A 14,226-nucleotide genomic window follows, 5' to 3' on the forward strand; every position below is an offset into this window, starting at 1 on the left:
GTTGGTGCTGAGACGCACAGTGCCGAGGTGGGCACGCGCAGCGTGCATCGTCATCTGACCTGCCGGAGTTGTTTGAACGAAGCGGATGCAATCCGCGCAGTGAGTTCTCCGGCACCACCTCGGCGCGAGCATCGCAAGGCAGTCCCGCTAACAGCGGGACCACCAACATGAAGCCCTGCCGAATACCCACCCAGCCCGCGCCCCGCGCTGCCAATACAAAGCACTCAAATCTGCGCCAAGCACATCCTCAACCGCCCTTGACAAGCGCCTGCCGCCACTGCAAAGGCGGCACCCCCGACCAACGCTTGAAGGCCCGCGAAAAAGCGCTTTGCTCGGAATAGCCCAGCAAGGCCCCCACCTCGGCCAGCGTCAACCTGGGATCGCGCAAGTGCAACTCGGCCACCTGCTGCAAGGCCGTTTCGCGCAAGTCTCGAAAGTTCAAGCCTTGATCGGCCAGCCGCCGGTAAAACACGCGCGGCGACAACCTTAACGCCTGCGCCACCTGTTCCAACTCCGGCGTGCCATGGGGTGCCAAATGGGCCACCACGCGCCGCGTCATCTCCGCCAAGTCGCCCGCGTCAGGCAAGCGCGCCATGGCCGCGTCCACCTGCTCTTCCATGAGTTTGAGCAGCATGGGATCGGCCTGTCGCAACGGCGCCATCAGGCTGCCCAGGGGAATGGCCAACCGCGTCATGGGTTGGTTGAAACGCACCGGGCAATCAAAATAGGCTTGATAAGGCCGCAAGTCGGCGGGCGGCGGATTCACAAAATCGACCTGGGCCAAAGGCAATTGCTGTGCGCACACATCACGCCCAAACTGCACCAGACCGGCAATGCCGGATTCGTCGAACAAAGCCCCCGGCTTGCCATGCGCGATGCCCCACTGCAGCTCCAGATTGCCGCCCTCGATCCGGTGCTGCACCGGATTGATGTCGTGCACCAAGCGGTGGTAGCGCTGGATGCGCTGCAGGGCGCCCCCCAGGTTCTCGCAGGCCAGCAGCACATAGCCCAGTGCGCCCAGGTGGGCTGGCTGAATGGTTTGCCCCAGATGCAAGCCCAGCAAGGGATCGTGCAGGCGTTCGGCCGCCTTGATCAGCAACTGGCAATAGGCCTCGGCCGAGAAGCGCCCCAACTGGTTGGCATCACCCACATCCAGGTCTCGCGGCAGCACCTCGTCGGGCGCAACGCCTTTCGATTGCAGGTACTGGCTCAGCACCCGCACCAGCGTCAGCGGCACCATGCCCTGCACCACGTCGCGTTCGTACAAGCGGGGTGGCAAGGGCGGGCGTGAGGATGAATTGGGCACAACGAGCATGGACGAAATTGTCAAATTCAGGGTCGATCAAGTCAAGACGGGTCATCCCTGCCTGGCTATGCTCAGTCACTATCCAGGAGCCTTCATCCATGAGCAGTCCATCCCGTCCCGGCATCTTCATCACTGGCGCCGCCGCTGGCATCGGCCGGGCCGTGGCCGAGCGCTTTGCCAAGGCGGGCTGGTTCGTGGGGCTGTACGATGTGGACGAGGCTGCGGTGCAGGCGCTGCGCCAGCAACTGGGCCCCGATCGATGCCACGCGGGCCGCCTGGACGTGTCGCGTGCCGAAGACTGGGCCCCGCAGTTGGAGGCCTTCTGGCAGGCCGCGGGCCAGCGCCTGGACCTGCTGTTCAACAACGCCGGTGTGGCCGTGACCAGCCCCTTTGAAGAGGCCGAACTGGCCCGTCATCACCGCCTCATCGACATCAACTTGAAGGGCGTGGTCAACGGTTGCCACACCGCCTTGCCCTTCCTCAAGCGCACTCCGGGCGCGCGCGTGGTCAACATGTGCTCGGCCTCGGCCCTGTATGGCCAGCCCATGCTCAGCACCTACTCGGCCACGAAGGCGGCGGTGCGCGGCTTCACCGAGGCGCTGGACATCGAGTGGCAGCGCCACGGCATCCGCGTGGTCGATGTGCTGCCCTTGTTCGTCAACACCGCCATGGTCCGCGACGACGTCAGCAAGATGAAAACCGTGCAGACCCTGGGCGTGCGCCTGAGCGCCGACGACGTGGCCCGCACCGTGTGGCGCTTGTCGCAAGGCAAGCCTTCGCGTCTGCCCGTGCATTCGGCTGTCGGTTGGCAGACCAAGCTGTTCAGCCTGCTGGCCAAGCATTCGCCCGACGCGATCAACCGCTTCGTCACGGCCCGCATGGCCGGCCAGTGACCTCATCACCTTCACCTCATCGACATCCCCATGACCACCATTGACACGATGCCCTTGCCCACCGGCATGAGGGCGCTGACCGACTTCGACCATGCCCGCGAATCCACCAGCCCACAAGCGCGGCTGGAGGAAGTGCGTTCCCGCGCGCAAGCCTTGCGCGAGCGCATGATGGCCGAGCCCGAGGTGCTGTTCTACCGCAGCTTCGACCTCATCCGCGCGCCCTATCCCACCTACTACGCCTTCTCGGGCGTGTTCGCGCACAAGGGCTTCAAGTTCCCCTTGGTGCACTTGCTCAACCGCCTCTTCGTGGTCCAGTACCGTGACCACGATGGCGTGGTGCGCACGCTCATGCTCTCGCCCACCGACCATGAGGCCAACCGCGAGACGCCCTTCTTCAAACGCCTGGCGCAAAGCGTGCCGCGCAGCTTGAACAGCGTGTTCGCACCGCAGTACCACACGGTGCAAAGCGCCTTGGCCGAATGCGGCATCCAGCCCGATCAGGTGGACTACATCAGCTACGACCATTTGCACACGCAGGATGTGCGCCGCTGGCTGGGCAGCCATGGCACGCCAGGCTATTTCCCCAAAGCCAAGTTGCTGGTGCACCGCCAGGAGTGGGCCTCCACCCAGCACCTGCTGCCCATCCAGGCCGACTGGTATTGTCCGAAGGGCATCGATGGCATCGCGCTGGAGCGCGTCATCCCCTTTGACCGCAGCTTGAGCTTGGGCCCGGGCCTGGCGCTGGTCCACACCCCCGGCCACACCGAAGGCAACCATTCGATGGCGGCGCGCGTGCCCGATGGCATCCGCGTGACCAGCGAGAACGGCGTGGGCGTGGACGCCTACGAACCCAAGCATTCAAGGATCAATGCCGTGCGCAAGCACGCTTTGAGCACGGGCGTTGAAGTGATCCTCAATGGCAACACGCTGGAGGGCAGCAACGACCAGTACATCTCCATGGTGCTGGAGAAAACGCTGGCCGGGCCCTCGGCCAACCCGGCGTATCCCAACTGCGCCACATCGAGCGAGCGCACGCCCTTCTGGCTCTTCCCGGGCGATGTGGCCAGCCACCTGTTTGGCGAAGCGCATTTCGGGCAGGTGCAAGGCTGATGGCGGCCCACGAAGACGGGGTGCTGGTCACCGGGGGCTGCGGCTTCCTGGGCCGTGCTTTGGTCCACCAGCTTTTGCGCGAGGCCACCGGCCCGATCAACGTGCTGGCGCTGCCCCAGGAGGCGGTGCCGCCTGACTGGCCGTCGCGCGTCAACATCGTTCGCGGCGACATCACCCGCCTGCACGATGTTGAACTGGCGGCCCAGGGTTGTGGGCGCATCTTTCACCTGGCCGCCTTGGTGGGTGATGGCGGCACGTACGCGCAGCACGAGCGCGTCACCGTGGGCGGCACGGCGCATGTGTTCGACGTGGCCTGGCGTCAAAGCGCGTCCGTCGTCCTTACCACCAGCGTGTGCGCGTATGGCGATGCGATCCAGCGCGGCGTGTGCCATGAAGGCACCCCCTTGGGCCGGCCGCAAGGTCCGTATGGCCAGGCCAAACAAGGCCAGGAAAAACTGGCCTGGCGCTTTCGCGATCAAGGCGGGCAGGTGTGCGTGGTGCGGCCAGCCAACATCATCGGGCCAGGCTCGGGCCCCTGGCTGCTGGACGCGGCGCAGGCCTTGCGCCAAGGGCTGCCTGCGCTGGTGGGGGGTGGGCAAGGATGCGCGGCCCTGGCCATCGTGGACAACGTGGCCAACTTCCTGGTGCTGGCCGCGGACACGCCAAGTGCCTTTGGCCAGGCCTTCAACATCCACGATGGCCTGCCCGTCACTTGGCGAAGCTACTTCACGGACTTGGCCACCATGATGGGCACGCCGCCGCCACGCTCCACGCCCCGCTCATTGGCGTACCTGGGCGCCCGCGTGATCGAGCCGATCTTCAGGCGATTCCTGTCGGGGCGCAGGCCGCCAGTCACCCGCGAGGCGCTCAACCTGATCGCCTGGAACAACCAGTTCCCCATCGACAAGGCACGTTCACTGGGCTGGGCGCCGGTGGTGGGCTACCCGCAGATCCTGCGGGCGATCCAGCAGGACATCGAGGCGCGCGGGCTTTGAACTCTCGCGTCAGGCCTGATCGCGCGGCAGCAGAAAGTGCCCTCGGGCGGTGGCCACGGGTTTGGTCTGGTCGTCTTGCCACACGGTGACTTGCACCAGCGCCACGCGGCTGCCTTGCCGGATCGTGGTCGCTTGCGCGAAGGTGTCCACCGGCCGGGCCGAGCGCAGGTAGTCGATCGAGAAATCGACGCCGCGTGGTGGGGTGCCGTCGCTCAAACCCATGGTCGACACCAGGTGCAGCACCATCGCCGTTTCGGCAAAGCCCGCCAGCACGCCGCCGTGCAGCGCGGGCAAGATCGGGTTGCCGATGAGGTCGGGTTTGAAGGGCAGGCGGAACAGTGGCGCTTCATCGCCCTCGCCGGTGCTTTGGTGGACGTTGAGGTAATCCACGTAAGGTGACACGCCGGGCTTCAAAGCGGGCGTCACGGTGGGCGGCAAAGGCTTGCTGGCTTCCTGGGGCTTGACCTCGGCGCTGGCCCGGCCTGGCTTGGGCGCCCCTGCAGGTTCACGCCGCGCGCTGGCCGTGGCCCGCATGAAGGTGGCCTGCACGGTCGCCAGCACCTCGTCCTGCCCAGGCTGGCGGATCTCTCCGCGCACAAAGGCCACGCTGCGCGACAGGCGGTGGCACTCGGCGTGGCAGATCAGCTCGCAGTCGGCCACGGCCGGGCGCAGGTAGTCCATGCGCAGGTCCAGCGTGGCGAAGGGCTCCATCACGTCCAGCGCGGTGCCCACGGCCACGCCGCAGGCGGTGTCGGCCAGCACGGTCAGCACGCCGGGGTGGGTGAGCTGGCGCTCGGCATCGCCGGTCCAGTCACCACAAGCGGGCATGGCCAGGGTCGCGTGGTTTTGCGAAGCCGCGGTCACCTGCATGTTGGAGGCGCGCGCGTAAGGGATGCCCGCGATGAAGGCGTGGACCCACTGCAGGCGTTCGGTGTCGTTGAAAAGGCTCATGGCTTGGGCACCAATTTGACCGACAGGCCGGCGGCTGTCACGTGAATGTCTTCGACCTGGTAACCCCGGCGATCCACCTCGTTCAGGTCTTCAGGCTTGAACTGGTGGATGGGGTAGTTCTGCAGCTTTTCTTGCGCCAGCATCGCGCCCAGCTTGGTCCACTGCCGCTGCGTGGCCTCGGACAGGCCCGCGATGGCCAGCTTGTCGATCGTCACCGCGTTCAGGCGGATGGAGCGGTCTTGCGCCTCGTAGCGCATGCCAAAGCTCACGCCCACCGTGCCCTGGTAGCTGCGGCCGAACAGGCGGTCGGTGGCCTGGATGTCGAACTCGGAGGCGACGCGGTTGGTGTCGGGGTGGAGCTGCAGGCGCGGTGCTTGCGCTTCGACCTCGAAGACCTCGGCCAGCGTCTTGCGCATGGGGAACTGTTTGGACAGCTTGGCCAGCAGTTGCTCGCGCGAGATGTCAACCGTGCGCGGGCCCATCAGGCTGGCGCACCCGGCCAGGCCGATGACCAGCGTGGTGGCGATGGTGAACAGGGCGCTTCGTCGGTTCAGCTTCAATGAAGTCATGGGGTGGGGGGCAAGGTGGACCATTGTTGCAGGGTCATCACGTTCACGCCCAGCAGCCTGGCGCGCCGGGCCAGCTTGAGCAAGGCAGCGTCCTTGCTGATCAGCCAACGCGCGCCCACGTGCAAGGCCAGATCGATGAAGACCTGGTCATCGGGGTCTTTGCATTTCAGGGGGCCGCGTGGGGGTTCGTCCACCATGTGAGCGTGCTCGAACACCGTGGTGGTCAAGGCTTGATCCGGTTGCCAGCGCGCGAACACGCTGCGTGGCCACACATGGCCCCACTCGGTCTGCATCGCCGGGCTGGCCAGCCAGCGCAGTTGGCCAGCTTGCAGGGCCTCGGCCAAGGGGGAGGCGGAGGGATCCTTGAACACGCGCCAGTCGAGCAGGGCGTTGGTGTCGAGGATGATGATGGGGGCATCGCCCGCCGAGGGCGTGATGTGGTCAAGGATCATGCCGCGCCGCTGATCACACCACCACCCAAACAAACCTCACCGTCATACAACACGGCCGACTGTCCTGGCGTCACGGCCCATTGCGCTTGGGCAAAGCTCAGCTTCAGATGGGCGTCGTTGGCGGCTTCAATGACGCAAGCCGCGTCCGCCTGCCGATAGCGTGTCTTGGCCGCACAAGGCCCCAAAGGCGGCGCCACGCCCGCCACCCAGCTCAAGTCATCGGCCGTCAATGCATGCGATTGCAGCCAGGGGTGATCGTGCCCCTGCACCACGTACAGCACATTGGCAGCCATGTCCTTGCGGGCCACGAACCAGGCGTCGTGCTCACCGCCACCGCGTGGTGCGCCTTTTTCTTTCACGCCCCCAATGCCGATGCCTTTGCGCTGGCCCAGCGTGTAAAAGCTCAAGCCCACATGCTCGCCCAAGGTGCGGCCCCGGTCGTCCTTGATCACACCCGGTTGGTTCGACAGGTACTGGTTCAAAAACTCGCGGAATGGCCGTTCGCCGATGAAGCAGATGCCGGTGGAATCCTTCTTCTTCGCATTGGGCAGGCCGATCTCGGCCGCGATGCGCCGCACCTCGGTCTTGGGCAACTCGCCCACGGGGAACATCGTCTTGCTCAACTGAGCCTGGTTCAGGCGGTGCAAAAAGTAGCTCTGGTCCTTCAGCGGATCCAGGCCTTTGAGCAACTCAAACCGGCCGTCGCGTTCACGCACCCGGGCGTAGTGCCCCGTGGCGATCTTCTCGGCGCCCAGGCGCATGGCGTGGTCCAGAAAAGCCTTGAACTTGATCTCGGCATTGCACAGCACATCGGGGTTGGGGGTGCGGCCCGCCTGGTATTCGCGCAAAAAATCGGCAAAGACACGGTCTTTGTAATTGGCCGCGAAGTTGACGTGCTCGATCTCGATGCCCAGCACGTCGGCCACGCTGGCCGCGTCCAGAAAATCCTGCCGCGTCGAGCAATATTCGCTGTCGTCGTCATCTTCCCAGTTCTTCATGAAGATGCCGACCACCTCGTGGCCCTGCTGCTTGAGCAGGTGGGCGGTGACCGCCGAATCGACGCCGCCGCTCAGGCCAACGACGATGCGCTGCGGCCGGACGGCGCTCATGCCGAGCGGACGGCGGCCGGGGGTGCGAAGACGCTGTCGTGGATGGTCAGGATCGACAAGGGGTAGCGTGCGCCCGACAGGTAGGTTTCCAGGCACTCCAGCACCAGCGGGCTGCGGTGGCGCTCGGGGCAGGCGCGGATCTCGTCGGCCGTCATCCACACGGCGCGCACGATGCCTTCGTCCAGCTCCAGGGTGGGATCGGGTTCGGACACGGTGCCAAAGAAGGTCAAACGCAGGTAGGTGATGTCCTCGCCCGTGCGCGTGCGCCGAAACCGCGACATGTACATGCCCAGAAAGCCCTGGGGCGTGAACTCGCAGGCGGTTTCTTCCAGCGTCTCGCGCATCACGCCCTGCAAGGGGGATTCGCCCGGGTCCAGGTGGCCGGCCGGGTTGTTCAGCAACAGGCCATCGCTGGTCTGCTCTTCCACCAGCAGAAAGCGACCGTCGCGTTCAACCACCGCCGCCACGGTGACGTTGGGCTTCCAGCGTTGCGAGGGGACGGGGGTGGAGCCAGCCTTGGCCTCCGCTTCCAAAATATCGGCGGTCTTCATGAGCGCAGGATTATCCGTCAATGGTGTGTCTGTGTGTGGCTAACGTGATTCTTCACAATGTGACAACGCTCACCCTCACATTTGAGGGTTTGGCCGCCATGGTGACATGGAGAATGTGGGATTGTTGTGTATGCTGGCGGGTTTGGCGCGAACCACGCCTGCCGCCCCCCTAGATTAGGAGACAGTATGCTGATTGGCATACCCTTGGAGACCGCTGTCGGTGAAAGCCGCGTGGCCGTGACCCCCGAGACGGTGAAGAAATTGAAGGCGCAAGGGCACACCCTTCGCGTCCAGTCCGGTGCCGGCATTGCCGCCAGCGTGACCGACGAAGCCTATGTGGCCGCGGGCGCCGAAATCACCGATGTGGCGGGCGCGTTTGGCGCCGACATGGTGCTCAAGGTGCGCGCGCCCTTCGCCAACGAGCTGTCGCTGCTCAAGCCCGGCGCGGTCGTGGTGGGCATGCTCAACCCGTTTGACAAGGGCGGGCTGCAGGCGCTGACCGAGGCCCAGGCCACCGGCTTCGCGCTGGAGGCTGCGCCCCGCACCACCCGTGCGCAAAGCATGGACGTGCTGTCTTCGCAGGCCAACCTGGCGGGCTACAAGGCCGTCATGATCGCCGCCGACAAGTACCAGCGCATCTTCCCGATGCTGATGACCGCTGCGGGCACCGTCAAGGCCGCTCGCGTGGTGATCCTGGGCGTGGGCGTGGCCGGTTTGCAAGCCATCGCCACGGCCAAGCGCCTGGGCGCGGTCATCGAAGCGTCTGACGTGCGCCCTTCGGTGAAGGAGCAGGTCGAATCGCTGGGCGCCAAGTTCATCGACGTGCCGTATGAAACGGCCGAAGAAAAAGAAGCCGCCGAAGGCGTGGGGGGCTATGCCCGCCCCATGCCCCAAAGCTGGCTGGACCGCCAGAAGGTGGAAGTGGCCAAGCGCGTGGCCGCCGCCGACATCGTCATCACCACCGCCTTGATCCCCGGCCGCGCCGCGCCCGTGCTGGTGACCGAGGACATGGTCAGGGCCATGAAGCCCGGCTCGGTGATCGTGGACCTGGCCGCCGCCCAGGGGGGCAACTGCCCATTGACCGAAGCGGGTCAGGTTGTGGTCAAGCATGGCGTGACCCTGGTGGGCGAAACCAACCTGCCCGCCCTGGTGGCCGCCGATGCCTCGGCCCTGTACGCGCGCAATGTGCTGGACTTCCTGAAGCTGGTCTTCAACAAGGAAGGCCAGTTCCACGTGGACCTGGAAGACGACATCGTCAAGGCTTGCCTGGTGTGCCAGGGCGGCCAGCTGCTGCGCGCCTGATTGACGAGATCGAGGAGACTGATATGCAACGCAACATGCTGCGTGCCAAGCTGCACCGCGCCACCGTGACCGAGGCCGACCTGAACTATGAAGGTTCTTGCGGCATCGACGAGAACCTGCTCGAGGCAGCCGACATGAAAGAGTTCGAGTACATCGAGCTCTACAACATCAACAACGGCGAGCGCTTCTCGACCTACGTCATCAAGGCTGCTCGCGGCTCCGGCGTGATCTCGCTGAACGGCGCGGCCGCGCGCAAGGCGCACGTGGGCGACCTGCTCATCATCTGCACCTACGCGCCCATGACCGAGGCCGAAGTGGCCAGCTACAAGCCCAAGGTGGTCTTGCTCGACGAGGGCAATGCCATCAAAGAGATCCGCAAGTTCTGACCTCATTCAATCTATCTGGAGACACGATGGAAGCCCTTGCTCAAGTCGACCATGTCGTCATCAACCTGTCCATTTTCGTGCTGGCCATTTATGTGGGCTATCACGTGGTGTGGACGGTGACACCGGCATTGCACACCCCCCTCATGGCCGTGACCAACGCGGTGTCGGCCATCGTCATCGTGGGTGCCATGCTGGCCGCCGCGCTGACCGTCACGCCGCTGGGCAAGACCATGGGCGTGCTCGCTGTGGCGCTGGCCGCGGTCAATGTGTTCGGGGGCTTTTTGGTCACCCGGCGCATGCTCGAGATGTTCAAGAAGAAAGAAAAGAAAGCGGGAGCCAAGTAAATGAGCATGAACCTCATCGCTTTGCTCTACCTGTTCGCCTCGGTGTGTTTCATCCAGGCGCTCAAGGGCTTGAGCCACCCCACCACGTCGATCCGGGGCAACTTCTTCGGCATGGTCGGCATGACCATCGCCGTGCTGACCACCGTGGGCCTGATCCACGGCCAGGCGCAATCGCTGGGCATTGATTTTGGCGCGGGCCTGGCCTATGTGCTGGGCGCGCTGGTAATTGGCGGTGGCGCTGGCGCCATCATGGCCAAGCGCGTCGAGATGACCAAGATGCCAGAGCTGGTCGCTTTCATGCACAGCATGATCGGCCTGGCAGCGGTGTTCATCGCGGTGGCCGTGGTGGCCGAGCCCTATGCCTTCCAGATCGTGCCCAAGCCGATCGACGGCACGGTGCCGCTGATCCCGGTGGGTAACCTGCTGGAGCTGTCCTTGGGGGCGGCCATTGGCGCCATCACCTTCAGCGGTTCGGTCATCGCTTTCGGCAAGCTGAGCGGCAAGTACAAGTTCCGCCTGTTCCAGGGGGCGCCGGTGAGCTTCAAGGGTCAGCACATGCTGAACCTGGTGCTGGGCCTGGCCCTGGTCGGCCTGATTGGCACCTTCATGGCCACGCAGCGCATGGACCTGTTCGTGGCGCTGATCGTGCTCAGTTTTGTGCTGGGCGTGCTGATCATCATCCCGATTGGCGGCGCCGACATGCCGGTGGTGGTGTCCATGTTGAACAGCTATTCGGGCTGGGCGGCGGCGGGCATTGGCTTCTCGCTGAACAACTCGATGCTGATCATCGCGGGTTCGCTGGTGGGCTCATCAGGCGCGATCCTGAGCTACATCATGTGCAAGGCCATGAACCGGTCTTTCTTCAACGTGATTTTGGGTGGCTTTGGTGGCGAAGCGGGCCCTGCGGCCGCCGCTGGCTCGCAGGCAGCGCGTCCGGTCAAGAGCGGTTCGGCTGACGATGCCGCCTTTGTGCTGGGCAATGCCGAGACCGTGATCATCGTGCCGGGCTACGGCCTGGCCGTGGCGCGCGCGCAGCATGCCGTGAAGGAGCTGGCCGCCAAGCTCACTGAAAAGGGCATCACGGTGAAGTACGCGATCCACCCGGTGGCAGGCCGCATGCCGGGCCACATGAACGTGCTGCTGGCCGAGGCGGAAGTGCCTTACGACCAGGTGTTCGAGATGGAAGACATCAATGGCGAATTTGGCCAGGCTGATGTGGCGATCATCTTGGGGGCCAACGACGTGGTGAACCCTGCGGCGCACATCAAGGGCAGCCCGATTTATGGCATGCCGATTCTGGAAGCGTACAAGGCCAAGACGATCATCGTGAACAAGCGTTCGATGGCGGCGGGTTATGCCGGTCTGGACAACGAGCTGTTCTACAGCGACAAGACCATGATGGTGTTTGGCGATGCCAAGAAGGTGGTTGAGGACATGGTCAAGGCGGTGGAGTGAATCCCACGGCTGCATGGCCTGGATGAAATAAAAAAGCCCCAGCGTGCTGGGGCTTTTTTCATGGCGCGGACCTTGGTGGGTCAAGCCTGCCGGCGGCGCTTGTTCAGGCCAATCACGCCCACCAGGCCCAGGCCGGTGAGCAAAAGGCTTGAAGGCTCGGGAACCGCAGCCACCTGGTATTGGGAGAGGACGTTCACCGCCCCTTGTGTCCACAGCTTGCCAAAGTCCTGGTAGGCCTTCTGGTCTTGGTAGGCGAACAAAAAGCCATACACAAATGGGTCGTAGGGCAACTGATGGCTGTCGATGAAGGTGTTGCCGGGGGCGAACTCCAGGGCGAAGAACCATGTTGATGGCGCATAGAGGCTGATGAACCCTTGAGTGCCCATGCCAGGAATGGTCAGGGTTGGGGTGGCTGGGTCAAACGCTTCATTGAGTGTCACGGTTTTGCCGGCATGGGTCATGGTCATGGTGATGCCACCGCCCAGCCAGGCCTGCGTGCTTCCCAGCGTTTCCGGGTTGAACGCCGAGATCTTGCTGGAGTCGATGGTGACCGTGTGCAAGACATCGAGTGACTTGTCCGGGGCCGCATCGCCGGCGTCGGGGTTGGCCAAAAAGTTGAACTGGTACAGCGTGGCAGACGCGGTGACTGGGTTGAGGCCCAGTGACAGGCCCATGGCGATGGGGGCCAAAATGCCCAAGGCAGATTTCATGTGTTTCCCTGTGTGTTGATTGATGGTCCGCAGCCATCATGCCTTGGTCAAAAGCGAGGCGCCACCACTTGGATGGTGGGGAGGGTTTGCCGGGGCTGACGCGCGTGAAAAAGCCGGGCAGTGCCCGGCTTCTGGCTTGTCAAGCCTTGGGTGGATTACTGCTGACTCATGCCCAGTTGGCGGCGATCACCGGGTTGAGGGCGGCCTGGTAGTTGGCGGGCAAGGTGGTCTGGCCTGCGGCTGGTGGCGTGAAGCTGGCCATGGCGTTGACCAGGTTGTCCACGTTGCTGGCCGCCAGCGTCTTACCGTCTGACAATTTCACGCTTTCGACCTGGTTGGCTGCCGAGGTGTACCAGTTGTTGACGGTGAACTTGTCGTTCGTGCCAATGACGGAGATCTCCAGGTTGTTGCCAACGTGGCGCAGCCAGAGTTGGTTGGCGGTGACGCCTGACAGGACGTCCAGGCGGTCGGTGCCACCGGAGTCGGACAGGGTGTCGATGCCTTGGTTGCGGCCCCAGATGTAGGTGTCGTTGGAGGTGGTGGAGGTGTCGATCAAGGTGTCGTTGTCAGCTCCGCCGTTATAGGTGTCGTTGCCTTCGCCTCCGTCCAACGAGTCGTTGCCTTCATCGCCATGCAACATGTCATTGCCAAGCCAGCCCTCGATCTGGTCAGTACCTCTACCTCCGCGAAGCGTATCGTTGCCACTTCCGGTGGAACTACCAATGACTCCTAATATGTTCGAGTCGCCCCAGACGTAGTCGTACCCGTCGCCACCAATAATGGAGTCGTCGCCTTCGCCTCCTGCCAGGATGTCGTCGCTACCGCTACCTAAGATGGTGTCGTTGCCACCCATTCCGGCAATAGGACTCCCGCCGCTGCTCGCGATGAGAGTATTGTCAAGAGCGTTACCTCGGGCAAAACCGCCGACCATCAGAGTCAGATTCTCAATATTCTCGGCCAGGTTATACGGATCGTATGTGTCCGAAAGAAGAATGACCGTATCGGTACCGGTGGTGCCGGTCTCCTTGACGCGGTTGAATGTTAGGTTGCCAAAGTCATCTTCAGTGTTGACGACGTAATAAGTGTCGTCGCCATTTCCGCCGTACATAGTGCTGTTGCCAAATGCGCCGTATAGGGTATCGTTACCCTCGCCTCCGTACAGCGAGTCATTTCCGCCACCCCCTTCGATGTAGTCGTTACCAGCTCCGGCATCCACGGAGTCATTGCCTTCACCCGCCCAAATGATGTCGTTTCCGATGCCGGAGAAGATCGTGTCGTTACCGCCCCGGCTGTCAATGAAATCAGCAGCATCCGATCCAGTGATGAGGTTGCCCAATGCATTGCCATGCGCTAGCACCCCCGCCAGCAAGGTCAGGTTCTCCACATTGTTGGCCAGCGTGTAGTCGCTGTCATAGGTGAACACGGTGTCAACGCCTGAGGTGGCCGAGTTGCCCTCGATCACCTGATCGCGGTGCAGCACGCCTTCGTCGTCCCAGTAGTTGGTCACGTAGTAGGTGTCGTTGCCGTCACCACCGGTCATGGTGTCCGTGCCCAGGCCGCCGTAGAGACCGTCGTTGCCTTCGCCGCCGTCCAGCGCGTCATTGCCTTCATCGCCATAAAGGGTGTCGTTGCCTTGGCCGCCCACGATGGTGTCATCGCCACCGCGGCCGTAGAGGTAGTCAACGGCCGCAGAGCCGGTGATGCGATTGGCGAGGGCGTTGCCGATGCCCAGGCCACCTGCGAGCAGCGTCAGGTTCTCGACGTTCCTGGCCAAGGTGTAGCCACTGTCGGACGTGATGACGGTGTCGGTGCCTGACAAGGCCGTGTCCAGCTCGACCACTTTGTCCAGGTGAAAGATGTCGCCGTCTTGGGCGAAGGTCACGTGGTAGGTGTCGTCGCCATTGCCGCCGACCATGGAGTCGTCGCCAGTGCCACCTTCGAGGGTGTCGTTGCCGGTGCCGCCCAGCAAGGTGTCGTTGCCACCCAGGCCTTGGAGGACATCGCTGGTGCCAAAGGCACTTCGATCGATGTTGTCGTTGAGCGTGTCTGAGCCAATGTAAATGTTAGCCATGTTGAGAAATTCCCTTGTGAAA

The 14,226-nt window shown here is 63.6% G+C and carries 15 protein-coding genes; 7 read left to right on the top strand and 8 right to left on the bottom strand.

Going from position 1 to position 14,226, the window contains the following annotated elements; all coding sequences use genetic code 11:
- Positions 1–247: 247 nt before the first annotated feature.
- Complete coding sequence (locus tag Q7V20_RS15500; RefSeq protein WP_304793010.1) at positions 248–1,315, bottom strand: AraC family transcriptional regulator; 1,068 nt, start codon at positions 1,313–1,315, stop codon at positions 248–250.
- A gap of 89 nt (positions 1,316–1,404) precedes the next feature.
- On the opposite strand from Q7V20_RS15500, the gene Q7V20_RS15505 reads away from it, so the two are divergent.
- The 3 genes from Q7V20_RS15505 to Q7V20_RS15515 are packed head-to-tail and all read left to right on the top strand — an operon-like array spanning position 1,405 to position 4,304.
- Positions 1,405–2,199, top strand: a complete 795-nt coding sequence (locus Q7V20_RS15505; protein WP_304793013.1) for an SDR family oxidoreductase — start codon at positions 1,405–1,407, stop codon at positions 2,197–2,199.
- Positions 2,200–2,229: 30 nt separating this feature from the next.
- Positions 2,230–3,309 carry a hypothetical protein gene (locus tag Q7V20_RS15510; RefSeq protein ID WP_370652482.1) on the top strand — a complete coding sequence of 360 codons (1,080 nt, stop codon included), beginning with the start codon at positions 2,230–2,232 and terminating at the stop codon, positions 3,307–3,309.
- Positions 3,309–4,304: an NAD(P)-dependent oxidoreductase gene (locus Q7V20_RS15515; RefSeq protein ID WP_304793015.1), complete on the top strand. Its 996-nt coding sequence runs from the start codon at positions 3,309–3,311 to the stop codon at positions 4,302–4,304. The genes Q7V20_RS15510 and Q7V20_RS15515 overlap by 1 nt, the downstream gene beginning before the upstream one ends.
- 9 nt (positions 4,305–4,313) lie before the next feature.
- Here Q7V20_RS15515 and Q7V20_RS15520 read toward each other — a convergent pair whose 3' ends face one another.
- Genes Q7V20_RS15520 through Q7V20_RS15540 form a run of 5 tightly spaced genes read right to left on the bottom strand, consistent with a single transcriptional unit; the run spans position 4,314 to position 7,936 of the window.
- Positions 4,314–5,255 (bottom strand): PaaI family thioesterase, encoded by a 942-nt coding sequence (locus Q7V20_RS15520; RefSeq protein ID WP_304793018.1) that lies wholly within the window; start codon positions 5,253–5,255, stop codon positions 4,314–4,316.
- Positions 5,252–5,824 carry a hypothetical protein gene (locus Q7V20_RS15525; protein ID WP_304793021.1) on the bottom strand — a complete coding sequence of 191 codons (573 nt, stop codon included), beginning with the start codon at positions 5,822–5,824 and terminating at the stop codon, positions 5,252–5,254. The genes Q7V20_RS15520 and Q7V20_RS15525 overlap by 4 nt, the downstream gene beginning before the upstream one ends.
- Entirely contained in the window at positions 5,821–6,276 is a 456-nt protein-coding gene (locus Q7V20_RS15530) for a putative toxin-antitoxin system toxin component, PIN family (RefSeq protein WP_304793024.1), read from the bottom strand. The genes Q7V20_RS15525 and Q7V20_RS15530 overlap by 4 nt, the downstream gene beginning before the upstream one ends.
- On the bottom strand, positions 6,273–7,385 hold the full coding sequence (gene mnmA, locus Q7V20_RS15535; protein ID WP_304793026.1) for a tRNA 2-thiouridine(34) synthase MnmA: 1,113 nt from the start codon (positions 7,383–7,385) through the stop codon (positions 6,273–6,275). Before mnmA ends, Q7V20_RS15530 begins: the two co-directional genes overlap by 4 nt.
- Positions 7,382–7,936, bottom strand: coding sequence for an NUDIX hydrolase (locus Q7V20_RS15540; protein ID WP_304793029.1), 555 nt, complete (start codon positions 7,934–7,936; stop codon positions 7,382–7,384). Before Q7V20_RS15540 ends, mnmA begins: the two co-directional genes overlap by 4 nt.
- A gap of 186 nt (positions 7,937–8,122) precedes the next feature.
- Between Q7V20_RS15540 and Q7V20_RS15545 the strand changes: the two genes are divergently transcribed.
- From Q7V20_RS15545 to Q7V20_RS15560, 4 genes are read left to right on the top strand one after another with little or no spacing between them, the layout of a single operon-like run.
- Positions 8,123–9,238 carry a Re/Si-specific NAD(P)(+) transhydrogenase subunit alpha gene (locus tag Q7V20_RS15545; RefSeq protein WP_304793031.1) on the top strand — a complete coding sequence of 372 codons (1,116 nt, stop codon included), beginning with the start codon at positions 8,123–8,125 and terminating at the stop codon, positions 9,236–9,238.
- Between the two features lie 23 nt (positions 9,239–9,261).
- Complete coding sequence (gene panD / locus Q7V20_RS15550; RefSeq protein WP_304793034.1) at positions 9,262–9,624, top strand: aspartate 1-decarboxylase; 363 nt, start codon at positions 9,262–9,264, stop codon at positions 9,622–9,624.
- Positions 9,625–9,650: 26 nt separating this feature from the next.
- Positions 9,651–9,968 carry an NAD(P) transhydrogenase subunit alpha gene (locus tag Q7V20_RS15555; protein WP_304793037.1) on the top strand — a complete coding sequence of 106 codons (318 nt, stop codon included), beginning with the start codon at positions 9,651–9,653 and terminating at the stop codon, positions 9,966–9,968.
- Complete coding sequence (locus Q7V20_RS15560; RefSeq protein WP_304793039.1) at positions 9,969–11,423, top strand: NAD(P)(+) transhydrogenase (Re/Si-specific) subunit beta; 1,455 nt, start codon at positions 9,969–9,971, stop codon at positions 11,421–11,423.
- A gap of 80 nt (positions 11,424–11,503) precedes the next feature.
- On the opposite strand, the gene Q7V20_RS15565 is transcribed toward Q7V20_RS15560, so the two are convergent.
- Positions 11,504–12,133: a PEP-CTERM sorting domain-containing protein gene (locus tag Q7V20_RS15565; protein WP_304793042.1), complete on the bottom strand. Its 630-nt coding sequence runs from the start codon at positions 12,131–12,133 to the stop codon at positions 11,504–11,506.
- Positions 12,134–12,299: 166 nt separating this feature from the next.
- Entirely contained in the window at positions 12,300–14,204 is a 1,905-nt protein-coding gene (locus tag Q7V20_RS15570; protein ID WP_304793045.1) for a calcium-binding protein, read from the bottom strand.
- Positions 14,205–14,226 lie beyond the last annotated feature (22 nt).

Origin of the sequence: Aquabacterium sp. (genome assembly GCF_030652515.1) — a bacterium.
GTDB lineage: Bacteria > Pseudomonadota > Gammaproteobacteria > Burkholderiales > Burkholderiaceae_C > Aquabacterium.